Here is a 15740-nt window from a genome sequence, read left to right on the forward strand (position 1 = left end):
TTTCGATTTTCCTCGTCGTGGCTGGCGGCGGCGGAAACTCGGCCACCCACCTGCAAATTAGCGGATTCCTACTGGCAGGATGCGTTCTGAGCTTCGTTACAGCCGCATGGGACAGAAGCAAAGCCGCTACAAATGACCCCCAAAACAATTGGCGGAGGCGGCGGGATTTGAACCCGCGGTGAGTTTCCCCACGCTGGTTTTCAAGACCAGTGCATTCGGCCGCTCTGCCACGCCTCCTTGTCACGCGTCAGCATGCACCGCGCGCAACACGTTCAGAGTACTAGACTCCGCCGCGGGAGAAGAATTCGCCTCATCACGTTGTGCAAAGCGCAACCTACTGAAAGCCATTGCCGCATGCACCTTGCTCTGGTTTACTCGGGCCTATGCAGACAGTAGATACCCTCATCATCGGCGGTGGCGCGGCTGGCCTCCAGGCAGCCCTGGTCATGGTCCGCGCACGCCGCAGCGTCCTTATTGTTGATTCCTCCACTCCCCGCAATCGCTTCGCCCACGAAATCCACGGTGTCATCGCCCTCGAGGGCACACCACCACTCGAGTTCCAGGAGCGCGGCAAGAAACAGCTCCGCAACTACGGCGTACAGATCCTAAACGCCACCGTAAAATCCGTCACCGATAATGACCGCACGCTCACCGCCACGTTGAGCAACGGTGAGACCATCGCCGCCCGCTCTATCATCGTCGCCAGCGGCGTGGACGATGTGCATCCAAACATCCCGGGCCTGAAAGAAAACTGGGGAGACACAGTCCTCCACTGCCCTTACTGCCACGGGTTCGAGGTCGCCGACAAGAAGCTCGGTGTTCTCTGCATCGGCGAGTTCTCCCTGCACCATGCAGCGCTCCTGCGCCAGTGGTCCAAGGACATCACCTTCTTCACCAACGGCATGGAGCTCACCGAGGAGCAGCGCACTGACCTGACCCGGCGGGGCATTGCGCTTGTCGACGGCCCCGTCACCGCCTTCCAGGACGGAAAAGTCCTGGTTGGAGACAGTGAACATGCCGTCGATGCGCTGTTCTACATGCCTGTCCCTCACCCACACGATGAGTTTCTCGCTGACCTCAACCTCGAGCGCCACAGCCCGCCGGCTGCGATGGGCGGCAGCCTCATCAAGGTTGGCCCCGCCGGTGCCACCAGCCACCCGCGTATCTGGGCGGTGGGCAACGTGGTCAACCCACCGGCACAGGTCGCGGTAGCGATGGGCGAAGCCAACGCCGCAGCCATCGCGGTTAACGCCTTCCTCGTCGAGGATGATTGGATTTAAGTACGGTGGTGTGGCATGAAAGCTATCATTCAGACCAATCCGGAAGACCCACACTCGCTAGAGTTGGGGGATGTCGCCACACCAGAACTAGCTGCCGGCGAAGTCCTCGTTAAAGTCAAAGCCGCTGGCGTGAACCGCGCCGACCTACTCCAAGCCCGCGGGCACTACCCGCCACCACCGGGCGCCTCGGAGATCATCGGCCTCGAAGTCGCAGGCGAAGTCGTTGACGCAGGCACCACCGACGTCGAGGTTGGCTCCAAGGTCGGCGCGCTACTGGCCGGCGGCGGCTACGCCGAATACGTGGCCGTCCCGAAAGGCCAGCTGCTGCCCATCCCCACCAGTTATTCCTTCGCCGAAGCAGCCGCCGTCATCGAAGTTGCCTGCACCGTGTGGTCCAATATCGCCATGGAGGCGGGCCTCACACAGGGGCAAACCATCCTCATCCACGGTGGCGCGGGCGGTATCGGCACCTTCGCCATCCAGGTGGCGAAAAACCTCGGCGCCACCGTCGCCGTGACGGCCGGCTCCGATGAGAAGCTGGAGACCTGCAAGGAGCTCGGCGCGGACATCCTTATCAACTACAACGAGCAAGACTTCGCCGAAGAGCTGAAGAATCAGTGCGATGTCATCCTCGACATCATGGGCGCGAAGTACTTGAAGAAAAACCTCATCGCGCTGGCTAAGGGCGGCCACATGGTCACTATCGGCATGCAGGGCGGAACAAAAGCGGAGCTCAACATGGCCATCCTCCTCAACAAGCGCCTGACCCTGCAGGGCACCACGCTGCGCTCCCGCTCGTTGGAGGGCAAGGCCGCCATCGTTGCGGACACCGTCAAGAATGTCTGGCCTTGGCTAGAGAACGGCAGCGTCAAGCACCACCTGCATCGCACATTTGCGCTTGCTCGCGCCGCCGAAGCCCACAAAGCCCTCGACTCCGGCGAGGTCACGGGCAAGCTCGTCCTCGAGGTCTAAGCCAAAGACGCGACCACGCGGGTCAAGTGCTCCACGTCGTGGTAGGTGCTAAACGGACTCAGCGAAACCGTAACGGCACCACCAACCTCTTCCACGCCCATCTCCGTGAGCAGCGGGGTGTGCGGGGCGATGGTAGTCACCAAACCATTATCGAAGAGGCGGCGGTGGATCACGTCCGCAGGCACATCACGCACGGCAAAGGTGAGGCGTGGGAGGCGGTCATCGGAGGCGTCGGCAGCCGCCTCACCCGTCACGCCAAGGATGTGGACGGCCGGCAGCGTACCCAACAAGCTGTAGAGATCCCCGGTGAGTTCCTCCATATAACCGGAGAGAGCTTGCATCGAACGCGTCAGGCGCACGCGGCGCGAGCCGCGCTCCCCGCCAGCGAGTTCTGCTAGATGATCCACTAGGGGACCAACACCACCCGCCAAGCCTGCGGAAACCGGGCCAACGACAAGCTCATCAAGACGGCGGAACATCGCGGTATCGCGGAAGACCAGCGCCGCCATCTGCGGGCCACCGAGAGCGCCCACATCCACGCCGAGGATATCCGCCCCAATCGCATCAAAGTCGAGGAGGCGGTAGGAGGCGATCGAGGAGACGTCGACAAGCACCCAGGCGCGCGAACGCTCATGGACCGCATCGATGATCTCCGCGGCCGGTGTTACAGTGCCCAGCAGCTCGTGGGCGGCAGAAAAGGCGACAAAACGCGTCGAGCCATCAACCAGATCAGCGTATTGGAAGGCCGGCAGCTCGCCCGTGCCCAAATCTGGCTGAGCCCACCGAATATCAGCGCGCACGTGCTCAAACGCGCTCGTAACCTCCGGCGGATCAAAGCGGGAAAGCACCACCGAAGACTGGCGACGCAGCAGCGGACGCAGTGCGACACCCAAAGACTGGTACAGCACAGGCAACGACGGGCCCAGGATGACCCGCTCCGCTGTCGCCCCCGTGAGATCCGCCACTGCTCGGCGCGCGGAAGCATACATGCCTGCCGCGTGGAGCTCCCCGGGGTCGTGATGCGCCGAGTGCGCGCCCACGGCATCCTCCAGCGGTTTCACCGTGGCGGACATGCGGAAAGAACGGGCAACGCCAGAGGCCACGCGTTCCGCAATTTGCGGCGCGGCGTGCGCGTTCAGGTAGGTCCAACCATCGGACAGACCAGTGTAAAGACCTCGCACGCTGGCGACGTCATACTGTTCCGTCATGCTTCAACCCTTCCTCGAATCGTCCGATCGACTCCCTACTCTATACGCCCCACGTAAATCTTTCCTAACCCTCGATTTTCCCAGCTCGCCGGCGTTTTCCCAGGTTAAGGGCGTGTGTGTAGGTGTTTGCCGGATGTGCGCGCTAGGGTGAATGGCGTGCAAGACAAGAAAAACCTGCGTGACGACGTCGCCCGCATGACCTCCGCGCCTGCACCCGGCGAGGAGCCGGCCTCGCGTTCCATGACCATGTCGGCGGCCTTCGCCGATCTGTTGCAAGGCGCGCGCCAGCGCGAGCTGTGGTTCAAGCTGGGCATCCAAGACATCAAGCAGCGCTACCGCCGCTCGGTGCTGGGTCCTTTCTGGATCACCATCGCCACCGGCGTGATGGCCGCGGCCCTGGGCCTGCTGTATTCCATGCTCTTCCAGATCCCGGTTGCAGAATTCCTGCCCCACGTAACCGTGGGACTTATCATGTGGAACTTCATTTCGGGCGCCATCAAGGAAGGCTCGACGGTCTTCATCGACAACGAGGGCCTGATCAAACAGCTGCCCGCACCACTATCGGTGCACGTCTACCGCCTGGTCTGGCGGCAAACCCTCTTCTTGGGACACAACCTCATCATCTGGCTGCTGCTCATTCTTATCTTCCCGCGCCACTTGGGCTGGGAGTTCTTCCTGTTCATCCCGGCGCTAGGACTCTTCCTGGTTAACGGCGTGTGGGTAGCCATGTTCTTCGGCATCATCGCCACCCGCTTCCGTGACGTCGCTCCGCTGCTGGAGGCGCTGACCCAGCTGCTCTTCTACGTCACGCCTATCGTGTGGATGACCAACACCCTGAAGGAGCAGGGCGGTGCCGTGGCCAGCCGCGCGCGCATCGCTGAGATCAACCCGCTCTACCACTACATGGAGATCATCCGCGCTCCTATGATCGGCGAGCCCGTCGCCGGTTATCACTGGCTCATCGTCATCGGCTGTACCGTCGCCGGCCTGCTCATCGCTGGCCTAGCCATGCGGCAGTGGCGCTTCCGCGTCTCCTACTGGGTCTAGAAAGGATCGTCCATGGTTTCCATTGATACGTATAACGCTTGCGTGGACTTTCCCATCTTTGATGCCAAGTCCCGTTCCCTCAAAAAGGCGATGCTCTCCACGGCCGGTGGCTCCATTGGCAAGAATGACCAGAACGTGGTCATGGTGGAAGCGCTCAAAGACATCAACCTGCACCTGCGCGAAGGTGACCGCGTCGGCCTCGTCGGCCACAACGGCGCGGGCAAAACCACTCTGCTGCGCCTGCTCTCCGGCATCTACGAACCTACGCGCGGTGCTGCCGATGTCCGTGGGCGCGTGGCCCCCGTCTTCGACCTCGGCGTGGGCATGGACCCGGAGGTCTCCGGATACGACAACATCATCATCCGCGGCCTCTTCTTGGGCCAGACCATCAAGCAGATGAAGGCCAAGATGGATGAGATCGCGGAGTTCTCTGAGCTGGGTGATTACCTCTCCATGCCGCTGCGCACCTACTCCACCGGTATGCGCGTACGCCTGGCGCTGGGCGTGGTGACCTCCATTGAGCCGGAGATCCTGCTTCTCGACGAAGGCATCGGCGCCGTCGACGCCGCCTTCATGGCGAAGGCCCGCGTCCGCCTCCAGGACCTGGTGAAGCGCTCCGGCATCCTGGTTTTTGCCTCCCACTCCAATGACTTCCTGGCCCAGCTGTGCGATACCGCCTTGTGGATCGACCACGGCCAAATCCGTTCGGTGGGCGAGGTCTCCGAGGTCGTCGGCGAGTACGAAGGCCCGGAGGTCGGCCAATATGTACGCGATTTGCGCAAGCGCTTCGACAACGAGGAAAACGTCTAGCCCCTGCTACCTGCCTCATTGGCATATTGCGCGTCAATCATCCACGTTCCGCGCTGTCGGAAGGCCGGAATCGTGCCCCGCGCCGCCTTATTGGCGGCCGCGGCCCCAGAAACCCCTTTCGCTTGTGCCCATTCCGACAAACGAATTACCTTCGGCGCGGTCATGAGCGTGACCTGACTTAGGCCAATTTAGTGCGGAAGTTCGCGGCCGGTGATTGCTTGGATGGTGGCGGTGATATCGGGTGGAAGCGGTACGGCGGCGTGGATGGGTTCGCCGCCAACGACGAGTTGGAAGCTGCGGTATTTTTTGAGTGTTCTCACCAGGCGTTTGATGGATTGACCACTGCGGGTCTCCATTAGGTGGGCCACGGCTAGTGCTGCGATGACAATGTTGAGATGTGCGGTGATGGAGTCTTGTTTCCTGGCGTAGATTGGGCGTGCTTTCAGGTCTGATTTCGACATCCGAAATGATTTCTCAATGTTAAATAGCCTGCGGTAATGCCCGATAACCTCCTGGGCGGCAAGCGCGGTCAGGTCGGTTTCATAACCTTTAATTCCGGCAAGGGCTCGGTGTTTGGCAGCAAGAGCATAGTTGACCTTCTTGTTCGGGGCGGAAAGATCGATATAACGGTTGCGCTTGATAGCGATATCGCCGTCAACAGCGCGTTTGGCTTTCGCTACTTGCTCTTTGATTCCGCGCAGGCTGCGTCTGGCCCGATCGTGGGAGTACTGGTAATGCGTCACCGTATTCGGGGTTGTGTGTTTGCGCCCATCGCTTGCCGAGGCTTGTGTCCAGATCTGGCCGTGGGTGTAGTCTTCACCGGGGTTTTCCCGCCGCCAGGTTTCGATCACCTCAGGCACGGTGGGGGTTTTCACCGACAAGATGTAGTGCAGACCTGCATCGATGAGTGCTTGTTTGTTCGCCGCGGAGAACATGCCTGCATCAGCAACGACGGTAACTTCATCGAGTTGAAAGGCCTCTTGGAACCGTGTGATCATCGGCAGCATCGTGTGGGTTTCTGCCGAGTTGCCAGCAAACGCCCCCGCATGCAGTGGAAACCCAGTGGCATCAGTAAGCAGCCCGACAAGGATTTGCGGCTCTAGGCGGCGCTCTTTGGAAAACCCGGGTTTGCGAAGCTCATCAGCGGTATCGGTTTCAAAGTACAAGGTGGTCACGTCGTACAAAATAAAAGTACCTGGCCCGATACCTGCATGATGGGCCAACGCTTGGGTTAGTATCTCCCCGAATGATTCGGTTGCGAAGGTGGGAAGACGCCTCTGGATGGTGCGGTAGCTTGCGCTGGTGATGCCAACCTCTCCAAGAGTCTCGATGGAATCCAGCTTTGAGCCGGGATTAATGATCCGGGCACGCACCAGATCCCGAAACACCGGATCATCACCGCTTGCTACAGCAAGACCTAGCTCGTTGAAACACGCATCAATACAGTCCAGCAAGTATCCGGCCCGCTGACCGACTACCGGCAGCGGGTGGCAAACGCTGCCTGTTGCCGGTGGGATGTGTTCTACCTCGCCGAAGTCCAATGCGAGTTGGTCACCATCAACGATGCGTTGAGCTTCAGCTCTTAAAAGCGCAAGCTCAGACTCTGAATGCGCTGAGCCGATATGCTTCATCCTTTTCGCACCTTTGCGTTCAGAGAACACTACCTGCACCGCCATCGCCCCAGAAGCGGTCTTAACGGTGCGAATATAAGGACTCACAAAAATCAGACTACTGAATACCCCCGGCACTACCCACTTAGTGCGGAAAAATTCCTCCCCACCGACGAAAACCAACAGGTAACAGTGTCAAGAGTGACGTTACTCACCCACCCATGACCTAAGTCAGGGCCCGGAGGTCGGCCAATATGTACGCGATTTGCGCAAGCGCTTCGACAACGAGGAAAACGTCTAGCCCCTGCTACCTGCCTCATTGGCATATTGCGCGTCAATCATCCACGTTCCGCGCTGTCGGAAGGCCGGAATCGTGCCCCGCGCCGCCTTATTGGCGGCCGCGGCCCCAGAAACCCCTTTCGCTTGTGCCCATTCCGACAAACGAATTACCTTCGGCGCGGTCATGAGCGTGATGCGCTTGTGCAGGGATTCAACGAGTTGCTGCGCGATAAGCGTGCTCAACGCTGAAAAATCACCGCTTACCGGATAGCTGCGAAAAACTGGGTAGTAGTGGCGCTCTTTTCCTTTGTTCGGGATGATGATGGGCGGGGCACCGAGTTCCATGAGCTGCTGGTTGATAATGACGCGCCCAATGCGCCCATTTCCGTCTGAAAAGGGATGGATGATTTCAAATTCCGCGTGGAACCGCGCAATGCGATCGACAAAGTGGCTCTCATCTTCGTAGTACTCGGTGATACTGTCCTCTACCAGTCGGTCTACATACTCGGGATTAGCACCCATATGTGCCCCCACTCGTACCCATTCTCCCCGCCGGCGGAACCGCCCAGCCCAGTCATCGTTGATGCTGCGAAGCAACATACCATGCAGTCGCAGAATAAGGTTTGCATCGAGCTTACCGACGCCCCGAATTAGTTCCTCAGTCACGTGCGCCAGGTTTGTGGCCTCAAAGACTTCCCGCAAATCATGCGCCCTAGTTGTAAACCCGGCCAGAATGTTCTCGGTCTCCTCCAAAGTCAGCGTGGAATTCTCAATGGCGTTCGAGTTATACACCGACTCCGCCACTTCTGCGCGTGCTATCTCCGCGATGGCCTCGCGGGCGTCCTCCCGCACCGCGGCATACTGATCAAGAAGAGCGTCGATCTTTGAGGTGATCCGCGTGTCAAGCATGGCAATATTCTACAAGCTACCGTGAAAATGAGTAGACACTCTCCCCTTTTCACGAAAACTTCGTCAGAGTGCGAAGTTAATCCCCAACATCGCGCCCAGCTCCTCGCTCATACCGGTAACAGTCACTCGCGGCCCCGGCTGGTAATCCTCTTTGCGCAGTACGGCCTTGTTACCTTCGATGGTGTAGCCCAGCTTGCGCGATACAGCCTGGGACGCCTCGTTCCCCGGCTCCCACTCCGAGCGCAACCGATGCGCACCCAAGTAATCAAAGCAGAAGACCGCAACGGCATGACGGATCTGCGTACCTATCCCGCGGCCCTGAAGGCGGTGGTAGATCCACGATCCGGTTACAACCTCATGGTTATCGGGGAAATTCTGTGCCCGCAGATCCACCGAGCCGATAACCTCGCCATCAAGGTGCACGCCAAAATCCAGCGACCATTCTTCCGGGGACATCTGTGCGCGATGCGCCCACCGGAAGCTCGGATCCGGCTTCTGCCTCAACCACGGGAACGTGTACTCCGGAAGCGGCTCGCCGAAAATCTCTGCGGCGCTAACACCATGGATGGCAGCAATGTCACTATCGCGCAGCACCCGCAGACTCAGCTCACCCACGTGGATGGAAACCCTAAAGGGAGCCCACATTTCTTCAACGCTTCTCATGGTCATGAGATAACTGTACTTTTGCGTAGAACTCACCTTTAGACCTATACGCCGGAAGAATGCATACCCCTGTATGGGTGAATCACGAAAGAAACTTTTTCTATTTGCTTCTTTTCTCAGATCCTTTCAAGTTAAAATCGTCGCGAGCCTGAATCACAGGCACTGTTCTCTCTTAACTTTAAGGAGCCCTATCATGAAGCGTTTCGCTGCTGGCGTTGTTGCCGCCGCTACCGCACTGTCCCTGTCCACTGGTGTTGCCTCTGCTAAACAGCCGGGCGAATCTATCGTCGACGGCTTCGTCGAGGAGTTCGTCTCCGCTCCGCACTGGGGTTCCGCTAAGACAAGCTCGAAAATTGCCGACGGGGACGAAGACTCCTCCAAGGCTTCTTACAATTTCTACCAGTCCTCCTACGACAACGACAAGGAGCAGGAGTACAAGCTCGGCACCACCGCTGACATCCTCTGGGGCGTTGGCATCGCCGCTGCCGTCCTCGGCGCTGCTTACACCGCAGTTCAGAACGGTCTCGTCCCGGGTGTTTCCCTTCCGTTCTAATTTGAACGCATCAAGCTTTTAGCTTTGAAGTTCTAGCTCCAGTCCTTTGTGGGCTGGAGCTTTTCCATATCGCATACTTTTTAGCCTTCACTTCTTTATCATCTTCTTTACTTTCACTTTCTCTACCGTTCTTCCAAGGAGAACCCCCCATGAAGCGTTTCACCGCCGCTGCCGTTGCCGCCGCCACTGCACTGTCCCTGTCCATCGCCCCGGCTACCGCCGCCGAGAAGGGTTCTTCTGAGGTCTCCGAGGCCGAGGTCCTTGGCTACATCTTTACGCAAGGACTCAAGGAAGCCGTCGGTGGCGATGGCTTCGCCTCCTCCGTGGATTACGGCATTGAGAAGGGCGCTGAAGCTATCAGCAGCAAGGGTAGTAGCGAGGGCAGCAGCACCCCTGAAGAAATCAAGGAAGGCCTTGAGACTGCCGGCTCCGCCAAGGACGTCGCCATGTCTTCCCTGAAGAATGACACCGCCAAGGAATACCCGGTGGGCACCACCGCTGAGATCCTCGTTGGCACCTCCATCGCCGCGATTGTACTCGGCCTCATTGCTGGTGTTGTCAATGCTGTGAACTCCGGCTTCATCAAGGTCCCGAGCTTCAACGCCTAAACCTTGGCCACCTCCATGTCACGCACCTGAGCGCCACATGCGGGTGGCACAATAGAACCCATGACTGCCACCCTGTCCCAGGCCGGAACAACGGCCGCTGTGATCGTCACCCACCAGCGCGTGGAGCTGCTGCGCGCCTCCCTTGAGCAGGTGGTGAACCAAACGCACCCAGTGCAGTGGGTGATCGTGGTGGATAACGGTGCGGAGGCAGCAGTAGAGGAGCTCCTCCACGAACTGGCCGGCGAGCGCGGCGTCTACGTGCCTTCTGAAACCAACCTTGGTGGCGCGGGCGGTTTTGCACTGGGATTCCTCACCGCACTCGCCCTCGGCGCGGACGCAGTGTGGTGCGCGGATGACGACGGACGGCCCGCCGACCATCACGTACTGGAGGAGCTCTACTGCGTTGCGGAAAACAACGCACTCCACGAAGTCTCCCCCGCCGTGTGCAACATCAACGAGCCAGCCAAGCTGGCTTTCCCACTGCGCCAGGGCCTGGTGTGGCGCCGCTACATGAGCGAGCTGGAAGGTGATTTTCTCCCTGGCATCGCCTCCCTCTTCAACGGCGCGCTCATCTCCGCAGAAGCCATGGAGATCATCGGCGTCCCAGACTACCGCCTGTTCATCCGTGGCGATGAGGTGGAATACCACCGCCGCCTGGTCAATTCAGGCTTGAGCTTCGGCACCGCGCTAACCACCAGCTATCTCCACCCGGATGGCTCCGATGAGTTCAAGCCCATCCTCGGCGGAAAAATGCACACGCAATACCCAGAGGGTGAATTCAAGCGCTTCTTTACCTACCGCAACCGCGGCTACCTTCTGTGGCAGCGCGGCATGCGCAAGCTGCTGCCGCAGGAATTCGCGCGCTTTGGTTGGTTCTTCCTAGTTCAGCAGCATGACGTGAAGGGCTTTATGGAGTGGCTGCGCCTGCACAACCGCGGCCGTAAGGAAGATTTCCGCCGGCCCTAAAACTCAAAGGACTTGCGCGTGCTGCGGAAAATCACCCACCGCTGCACAAAGAAGTTAATCAGCGTTGCCGTGCCCTGGGCAATGACGAAAGCCACTGCCAGTGCCCAGGACGAAGGCCAGTCCAGCGTGTGATCAAAGAAAGGGAATGCCCAGCGATACAACAAAATATTGATCGCATAGGTCATGGCGTAGGTAGCAAACACCGCAACAAAGCGGCGCTTCGATGCCCGCGCGTTGAAGGTCCACCGTCGATTCAGCAAGTAAGCCACCAAAGTACCGACGGCAAAACCGACGGTCCGCGACACCACATCACCAAACAAGTCCAAGCCGATTTGGAAAAGCCAGGTCAGGGAGACGTCGATAAGCGCGGCAATGGCCCCCGTGATCGCAAACTTCGTGCCCTGCGCCTGCAGGGAATTCGACCGTGAGAGGCGTTCGGCGCGACGAGGCATGGTTACTTGCCCTTAAAAATAAATGCGTGCTGAATGGCGAAGTTAGTCACCGTGGCCACGCCCTGTGCAATGACGAAGGCGATGGTGTCTTTGAGCGCGCCGTCGAAGCCCAGGCTGATTAGCGGGGCGTTAAGCACCCAGTACAGGAAGTTCTGCACGGCGAAGGTGGACAAATACAGCAATCCCACGGCACCGGCAGTGCGACCAGACACTTGGGCACCAAAAGTCCAGCGTGCGTTGGCGATGTACGCCGCAATCGTTCCGAAGACCCAGCCAATCGCCTTCGCCAGGGAGCGATGCAGTCCTAGGTACGTCAGAAAGAGGGTAAGGCCATAGTCGATGGCCGCGGTGAAAACACCAACGGACACAAAGCGCACGAGCTGGGTCTTCATGCTAGAAGTAGGTTCAGTCACGGCGAAATACTCTACCCGCGGACAAGGGCGCGGTAAATGTCCAGGCGGTCTACGGGCGCGACGGCGTCTTCGCCATAGGCGCCCAGGGATGACAAAACCCTCAGCGAAGCCGAGCACAGCTCCCGAATTTCCGGGCCGCGCAGCTCCTCACCATCATCGTCAACCCACCCCAGCGCAGCCATGGCGGTTTCCGCTACGGAATCGGTCAATTCGCGCCCGCCCATGCAGGACAGCGCTAGAGCCATGGACCAGAAAGCATCTTTGCCCTCGTTCGTCACCTCACGCGGCAAGGTCCGCAGCTGGCGGTACGCGTCACTATCAATAGTGACGTCGCGGTTGAGATCTAGAGCTTGGAGGAGGGGGACGAAATCATAGAGCCGGGTCCGCTCAATCAGCGCGCGGACGGGGCTAACCACGAGGTCCAAAACCTCATCAATGGTTTCCTGGCCCGTAAGCTCCGCATTCACGGCGGTGAGATCGAAAGGTGTCTGGAAGGAACCAGAACCACCGACGCACAGGGCCGCCGGCGTTCCGCTATCGCGCGGATACGTTTCCACCACGACAATCTCGAAATCCCACAGCCCCCAGGCGTAATCAACCTGCTGGCCTTCGCGGCTCAAAAACTCGCGCACGGTATGGCTTGGATCGATACGCTGACCGCGGGCTTCGGTGTGTTCAAAGAAGTGCCATGGGGAATCCTCGTGTGGCAGCCCGAAGCAGATTTCAAGAATATGGTGGAGCTCTTCCAACGTGAGCGCATCAGAGAAACCGATCTGACGGTGCACCTCAGCTTCAGCGCGGACGTTGGATACCTGGCACAGCAGGGTTCGAGCAGAATCACCACGATTGGCGCGGACCTGCGCCAAATCTGTGACCTTTGAGCTCATGTGCCCCACCATACGCATTTTTAGTTGCGGGCGGTGAGCTCGCGGGCTTCAAGCTCGCTGAGAATGAAGACGATGGCAGCACTGATTCCACCCCAGACGGTCCACGGCTTTGCCACCCCGCGGCGGCGAATAAATCGGACCACACTGTGCTCAGTCTTCACTGTGATCCATCCGCCCAGCAGCAGAATGCCGAAGGCAACCGGGATGGCCCACGCGGGGACATCGGGAGTCTCCGGCTCCGGCTGGCCCTCGTGGCTCTCGGCATTAGTAATTGCCACGAGCGCGCCGAAACCTAAGAAGGACAGGACATAGGCGAAAACGAGCGCAGTCTTATCCTTAATCCAGTCGGGGAAGGCGGTCATAATGCCCACAGCCGCGGCTTGGGTGATGCGTCCGGCGAGGGTGTCATCCAGCGCATAATTATCTTGCTTGGGAGAGGTCATACCGCCCCACTTTAGGCGGGCGGTAGGCTACCGTGCATGTACTCCTCTAAAAAAGAGCACCTCACCCCGGCACAGCGAGCAGCGCAAGATGAGCGCGCCGAGGAAGACAAGCGTCACGGTCACTTTCTGGCGACGGAACATACCTCGCTGCCGCTCAATGGTTTTATGACGCGGCTCATCGCCGAGGAGCTGCCCATCCTCGATTCCACGTCGCGCGGCCGCGTCTATGAGATCCTGCGCGCCTATGAAGGCCCAGAGATTAGCTCCCAAGAAGAACTGCCGGAAGAAATCCGCGAGATCATGGATCTGTACTAATTCCGAACCAAACCCACACAATCGGACAGTACAAATGTTCCGTTTGCTTGGCTTTTGTACCTAATCTCACGTTTTCACTGCCGCCACAAGCACGACCGCCTAGGTAGTGTAGGAAACCGACCCATCACATCGAATCAAAGAGTAAGAGATGGAACTGCATACTACTGAGAAGTCCCTCCACGGTTGGGGCCGCACGGCGGCGACAACCGCCCACGTTTTGTCCACCCCAGACGTCGACGTCATCAAGACGGCTGTCGCCCAGGTGGCTGAGGACAATGCTGATAAGCCTTCCCACCTGCGCCGCGGCGTCATCGCCCGCGGTATGGGCCGCTCCTACGGCGACCCCGCGCAGAACGCCGGTGGCCTCGTCATCGACATGCAACCGCTCAACAAGATCCACTCCATCGATCCGGAGTCCGGCATTGTCGACGTCGACGGTGGCGTCACCCTCGACCAGCTCATGAAGGCCGCCCTGCCATACGGCCTGTGGGTTCCTGTTCTGCCGGGCACCCGCCAGGTCACCATCGGCGGTGCTATTGGCCCGGACATCCACGGCAAGAACCACCACTCCGCCGGTTCTTTCGGTGACCACGTCACCTCCATGGAGCTGCTCGTGGCGGACGGCCGAGTCCTCCATCTGACCCCGGAAGGTGAAAACAGCGATCTTTTCTGGGCCACCGTCGGCGGCATGGGCCTGACCGGCATCATCCTGCGCGCCAAGATCAAGATGACCAAGACGGAAACTGCCTACTTCATCGCGGATACCGACCGCACGGATAACCTCGATGAAACCGTGGCCTTCCACTCCGATGGCTCGGAGCACAACTACACGTACTCCTCCGCGTGGTTCGACGTCATTTCCCCGGAACCAAAGCTGGGCCGCTCCACTATTTCCCGCGGCTCCCTGGCAACCCTGGAGCAGCTCGAAGAGCTCGCCCCGAAACTGGCGAAGGACCCGCTAAAGTTCAATGCCCCGCAGCTGATGACGGTTCCGGATATCTTCCCGAACTTCACCATGAACAAGCTTTCCCTCATGGCTATCGGTGAGGCCTACTACCTCATGGGCGCCCCAGCGCGTAACCAGGTCAAGAACCTCACGCAGTTCTACCAGCCGCTCGATCTCATCGGCGAGTGGAACCGCGGCTACGGCTCCAATGGCTTCCTGCAGTACCAGTTTGTGGTGCCGACCGACGCCGTCGAGCCCTTCAAGGAGATCATCCGGGACATGCAGCGCTCCGGCCACTACTCCGCACTCAACGTGTTCAAGCTCTTCGGCCCGGGTAACAAGGCCCCGCTGTCCTACCCGATGCCTGGCTGGAATGTCTGCGTGGACTTCCCCATCAAGCCGGGTCTGGGCGCTTTCCTCGATGATCTGGATAAGCGCGTCATGGAATTCGGTGGCCGCCTCTACCTGGCTAAGGAGTCCCGCACCTCGGCGGAGAACTTCCACAAGATGTACCCGGGCCTCGAGGGCTGGCTCAAGACTCGCAACGACATCGACCCGACCGGCGTCTTTGCCTCCGATATGTCCCGCCGCCTCGAGCTGCACTAGAAAGGAATCACCTCATGCTGAATGCAGTAGGCCAAGCACAACACATCCTCCTTCTCGGCGGCACCTCCGAAATCGGCTTGGGCATCGTCGAGGAATTCCTCGAGCGCGGCCCAGCCAAGGTCACCCTAGCGGCTCGTGCGGACTCCCCGCGTATCGCGGATGCTCGCGCGACCATCGAGTCCCGCGGTGGCGACGTCGAGGTCATCGATTTCGACGCGACTGACTTCGAGGGCCACGGGGACGTCGTCAACCGCGCCTTTGAGCGCGGCGATGTCGACGTCGCCATCATCGCCTTCGGCACCCTCGGTGACCAGGAGGAACTGTGGCAGGACCAGGCCAAGGCAGTTGCCTCGGCCCAGACTAACTACACCGCACCGGTTTCCCTTGGTGTCTTACTCGGCCAGAAGTTTAAGGAGCAGGGCCACGGCACCATCGTGGCGATCTCCTCCGTCGCCGGCATGCGCGTGCGCCGCTCCAACTTTGTTTACGGCGCCTCCAAGGCCGGTGTCGATGGCTTCTTCATCAACCTCGGTGAGGCCCTGCGAGGCTCCGGCGCCAAGGTGCTCGTGGTTCGCCCGGGCCAGGTGCGCACCAAGATGTCAGCGGAAGCCGGCGAAGCTCCCCTAACCGTCAACGTCTCCGACGTGGCTAAGGCCACCGTCAAGGCGGTGCTGGATGGCAAGCAGTCCATCTTCGTGCACCCGCTGTTTGAGTACGTGTCCTTGGGATTCAAGTTCATCCCGCAGGCGATCTTCCGGAAGCTGCCTTTCTAA

At 59.6% G+C, this 15740-nt stretch carries 18 protein-coding genes and 1 tRNA gene; 10 read left to right on the top strand and 9 right to left on the bottom strand.

The window, feature by feature from the left end:
- Positions 1-149: 149 nt before the first annotated feature.
- Positions 150-237, bottom strand: a tRNA-Ser gene (locus ABZS45_RS10060).
- A 146-nt stretch (positions 238-383) separates the two neighbouring features.
- Here ABZS45_RS10060 and ABZS45_RS10065 point away from each other — a divergent pair.
- Positions 384-1280 (top strand): NAD(P)/FAD-dependent oxidoreductase, encoded by an 897-nt coding sequence (locus ABZS45_RS10065; protein ID WP_412099695.1) that lies wholly within the window; start codon positions 384-386, stop codon positions 1278-1280.
- Between the two features lie 15 nt (positions 1281-1295).
- Positions 1296-2252 (top strand): NAD(P)H-quinone oxidoreductase, encoded by a 957-nt coding sequence (locus ABZS45_RS10070; protein ID WP_412099696.1) that lies wholly within the window; start codon positions 1296-1298, stop codon positions 2250-2252.
- Here ABZS45_RS10070 and ABZS45_RS10075 read toward each other — a convergent pair.
- Positions 2249-3460 carry an aminotransferase class V-fold PLP-dependent enzyme gene (locus ABZS45_RS10075; protein ID WP_412099697.1) on the bottom strand — a complete coding sequence of 404 codons (1212 nt, stop codon included), beginning with the start codon at positions 3458-3460 and terminating at the stop codon, positions 2249-2251. The genes ABZS45_RS10070 and ABZS45_RS10075 overlap by 4 nt on opposite strands.
- 195 nt (positions 3461-3655) lie before the next feature.
- Between ABZS45_RS10075 and ABZS45_RS10080 the strand changes: the two genes are divergently transcribed.
- Both ABZS45_RS10080 and ABZS45_RS10085 read left to right on the top strand, forming a co-directional pair.
- Positions 3656-4507 carry an ABC transporter permease gene (locus ABZS45_RS10080; RefSeq protein ID WP_070444741.1) on the top strand — a complete coding sequence of 284 codons (852 nt, stop codon included), beginning with the start codon at positions 3656-3658 and terminating at the stop codon, positions 4505-4507.
- 12 nt (positions 4508-4519) lie between these two features.
- Positions 4520-5317 carry an ABC transporter ATP-binding protein gene (locus tag ABZS45_RS10085; protein ID WP_010188329.1) on the top strand — a complete coding sequence of 266 codons (798 nt, stop codon included), beginning with the start codon at positions 4520-4522 and terminating at the stop codon, positions 5315-5317.
- A gap of 188 nt (positions 5318-5505) precedes the next feature.
- Here the strand turns inward: ABZS45_RS10085 and ABZS45_RS10090 are convergent, their stop codons facing one another.
- From ABZS45_RS10090 to ABZS45_RS10100, 3 genes are all read right to left on the bottom strand, one after another.
- Positions 5506-6987: an IS1634 family transposase gene (locus ABZS45_RS10090; RefSeq protein ID WP_412101167.1), complete on the bottom strand. Its 1482-nt coding sequence runs from the start codon at positions 6985-6987 to the stop codon at positions 5506-5508.
- Between the two features lie 237 nt (positions 6988-7224).
- Entirely contained in the window at positions 7225-8115 is an 891-nt protein-coding gene (locus ABZS45_RS10095; protein ID WP_412099698.1) for a Fic family protein, read from the bottom strand.
- Between the two features lie 63 nt (positions 8116-8178).
- On the bottom strand, positions 8179-8784 hold the full coding sequence (locus ABZS45_RS10100) for a GNAT family N-acetyltransferase (RefSeq protein ID WP_412099699.1): 606 nt from the start codon (positions 8782-8784) through the stop codon (positions 8179-8181).
- A 187-nt stretch (positions 8785-8971) separates the two neighbouring features.
- Between ABZS45_RS10100 and ABZS45_RS10105 the strand changes: the two genes are divergently transcribed.
- The 3 genes from ABZS45_RS10105 to ABZS45_RS10115 all read left to right on the top strand — a co-directional run bounded on the left by ABZS45_RS10105 (position 8972) and on the right by ABZS45_RS10115 (position 10905).
- Entirely contained in the window at positions 8972-9331 is a 360-nt protein-coding gene (locus ABZS45_RS10105; protein WP_412099700.1) for a hypothetical protein, read from the top strand.
- A gap of 149 nt (positions 9332-9480) precedes the next feature.
- Complete coding sequence (locus ABZS45_RS10110; protein ID WP_412099701.1) at positions 9481-9939, top strand: hypothetical protein; 459 nt, start codon at positions 9481-9483, stop codon at positions 9937-9939.
- A 60-nt stretch (positions 9940-9999) separates the two neighbouring features.
- On the top strand, positions 10000-10905 hold the full coding sequence (locus tag ABZS45_RS10115) for a glycosyltransferase (protein ID WP_412099702.1): 906 nt from the start codon (positions 10000-10002) through the stop codon (positions 10903-10905).
- Here the strand turns inward: ABZS45_RS10115 and ABZS45_RS10120 are convergent.
- Genes ABZS45_RS10120 through ABZS45_RS10135 form a run of 4 tightly spaced genes read right to left on the bottom strand, consistent with a single transcriptional unit; the run spans position 10902 to position 13100 of the window.
- Positions 10902-11357 carry a GtrA family protein gene (locus ABZS45_RS10120; RefSeq protein ID WP_412099703.1) on the bottom strand — a complete coding sequence of 152 codons (456 nt, stop codon included), beginning with the start codon at positions 11355-11357 and terminating at the stop codon, positions 10902-10904. The two genes, ABZS45_RS10115 and ABZS45_RS10120, sit on opposite strands and share 4 nt — an antisense overlap.
- Positions 11358-11359: 2 nt before the next feature.
- Positions 11360-11749 carry a GtrA family protein gene (locus tag ABZS45_RS10125; RefSeq protein ID WP_412101168.1) on the bottom strand — a complete coding sequence of 130 codons (390 nt, stop codon included), beginning with the start codon at positions 11747-11749 and terminating at the stop codon, positions 11360-11362.
- A gap of 32 nt (positions 11750-11781) precedes the next feature.
- Positions 11782-12657: an IS1096 element passenger TnpR family protein gene (locus ABZS45_RS10130; protein ID WP_412099704.1), complete on the bottom strand. Its 876-nt coding sequence runs from the start codon at positions 12655-12657 to the stop codon at positions 11782-11784.
- A gap of 20 nt (positions 12658-12677) precedes the next feature.
- The gene (locus ABZS45_RS10135) at positions 12678-13100 is read right to left on the bottom strand and encodes a hypothetical protein (RefSeq protein WP_412099705.1); all 423 of its coding nucleotides are present in this window, start codon (positions 13098-13100) and stop codon (positions 12678-12680) included.
- 36 nt (positions 13101-13136) lie between these two features.
- Here ABZS45_RS10135 and ABZS45_RS10140 point away from each other — a divergent pair, with 36 nt between their 5' ends.
- The 3 genes from ABZS45_RS10140 to ABZS45_RS10150 all read left to right on the top strand — a co-directional run bounded on the left by ABZS45_RS10140 (position 13137) and on the right by ABZS45_RS10150 (position 15740).
- Positions 13137-13415, top strand: coding sequence for a hypothetical protein (locus ABZS45_RS10140; RefSeq protein WP_070644676.1), 279 nt, complete (start codon positions 13137-13139; stop codon positions 13413-13415).
- Positions 13416-13563: 148 nt separating this feature from the next.
- Positions 13564-14967 (top strand): FAD-binding oxidoreductase, encoded by a 1404-nt coding sequence (locus ABZS45_RS10145; protein WP_284763811.1) that lies wholly within the window; start codon positions 13564-13566, stop codon positions 14965-14967.
- Between the two features lie 14 nt (positions 14968-14981).
- Positions 14982-15740, top strand: coding sequence for a decaprenylphospho-beta-D-erythro-pentofuranosid-2-ulose 2-reductase (locus ABZS45_RS10150; RefSeq protein WP_412099706.1), 759 nt, complete (start codon positions 14982-14984; stop codon positions 15738-15740).

The organism is Corynebacterium aurimucosum, from assembly GCF_046895345.1.
In the GTDB taxonomy this organism is placed as follows: Bacteria; Actinomycetota; Actinomycetes; order Mycobacteriales; family Mycobacteriaceae; genus Corynebacterium; species Corynebacterium aurimucosum_G.

Excerpts from the sequence above, each read along its gene's own strand:
- ABZS45_RS10130 (WP_412099704.1), bottom strand. The coding sequence starts at position 12,657 with ATGAGCTCAAAGGTCACAGATTTGGCGCAGGTCCGCGCCAATCGTGGT.
- ABZS45_RS10085 (WP_010188329.1), top strand. The coding sequence starts at position 4,520 with ATGGTTTCCATTGATACGTATAACGCTTGCGTGGACTTTCCCATCTTT.
- ABZS45_RS10115 (WP_412099702.1), top strand. The coding sequence starts at position 10,000 with ATGACTGCCACCCTGTCCCAGGCCGGAACAACGGCCGCTGTGATCGTC.
- ABZS45_RS10100 (WP_412099699.1), bottom strand. The coding sequence starts at position 8,784 with ATGACCATGAGAAGCGTTGAAGAAATGTGGGCTCCCTTTAGGGTTTCC.
- ABZS45_RS10110 (WP_412099701.1), top strand. The coding sequence starts at position 9,481 with ATGAAGCGTTTCACCGCCGCTGCCGTTGCCGCCGCCACTGCACTGTCC.
- ABZS45_RS10075 (WP_412099697.1), bottom strand. The coding sequence starts at position 3,460 with ATGACGGAACAGTATGACGTCGCCAGCGTGCGAGGTCTTTACACTGGT.
- ABZS45_RS10120 (WP_412099703.1), bottom strand. The coding sequence starts at position 11,357 with ATGCCTCGTCGCGCCGAACGCCTCTCACGGTCGAATTCCCTGCAGGCG.
- ABZS45_RS10095 (WP_412099698.1), bottom strand. The coding sequence starts at position 8,115 with ATGCTTGACACGCGGATCACCTCAAAGATCGACGCTCTTCTTGATCAG.
- ABZS45_RS10080 (WP_070444741.1), top strand. The coding sequence starts at position 3,656 with ATGACCTCCGCGCCTGCACCCGGCGAGGAGCCGGCCTCGCGTTCCATG.
- ABZS45_RS10125 (WP_412101168.1), bottom strand. The coding sequence starts at position 11,749 with ATGAAGACCCAGCTCGTGCGCTTTGTGTCCGTTGGTGTTTTCACCGCG.
- ABZS45_RS10065 (WP_412099695.1), top strand. The coding sequence starts at position 384 with ATGCAGACAGTAGATACCCTCATCATCGGCGGTGGCGCGGCTGGCCTC.
- ABZS45_RS10150 (WP_412099706.1), top strand. The coding sequence starts at position 14,982 with ATGCTGAATGCAGTAGGCCAAGCACAACACATCCTCCTTCTCGGCGGC.
- ABZS45_RS10070 (WP_412099696.1), top strand. The coding sequence starts at position 1,296 with ATGAAAGCTATCATTCAGACCAATCCGGAAGACCCACACTCGCTAGAG.
- ABZS45_RS10135 (WP_412099705.1), bottom strand. The coding sequence starts at position 13,100 with ATGACCTCTCCCAAGCAAGATAATTATGCGCTGGATGACACCCTCGCC.
- ABZS45_RS10145 (WP_284763811.1), top strand. The coding sequence starts at position 13,564 with ATGGAACTGCATACTACTGAGAAGTCCCTCCACGGTTGGGGCCGCACG.
- ABZS45_RS10105 (WP_412099700.1), top strand. The coding sequence starts at position 8,972 with ATGAAGCGTTTCGCTGCTGGCGTTGTTGCCGCCGCTACCGCACTGTCC.
- ABZS45_RS10140 (WP_070644676.1), top strand. The coding sequence starts at position 13,137 with ATGTACTCCTCTAAAAAAGAGCACCTCACCCCGGCACAGCGAGCAGCG.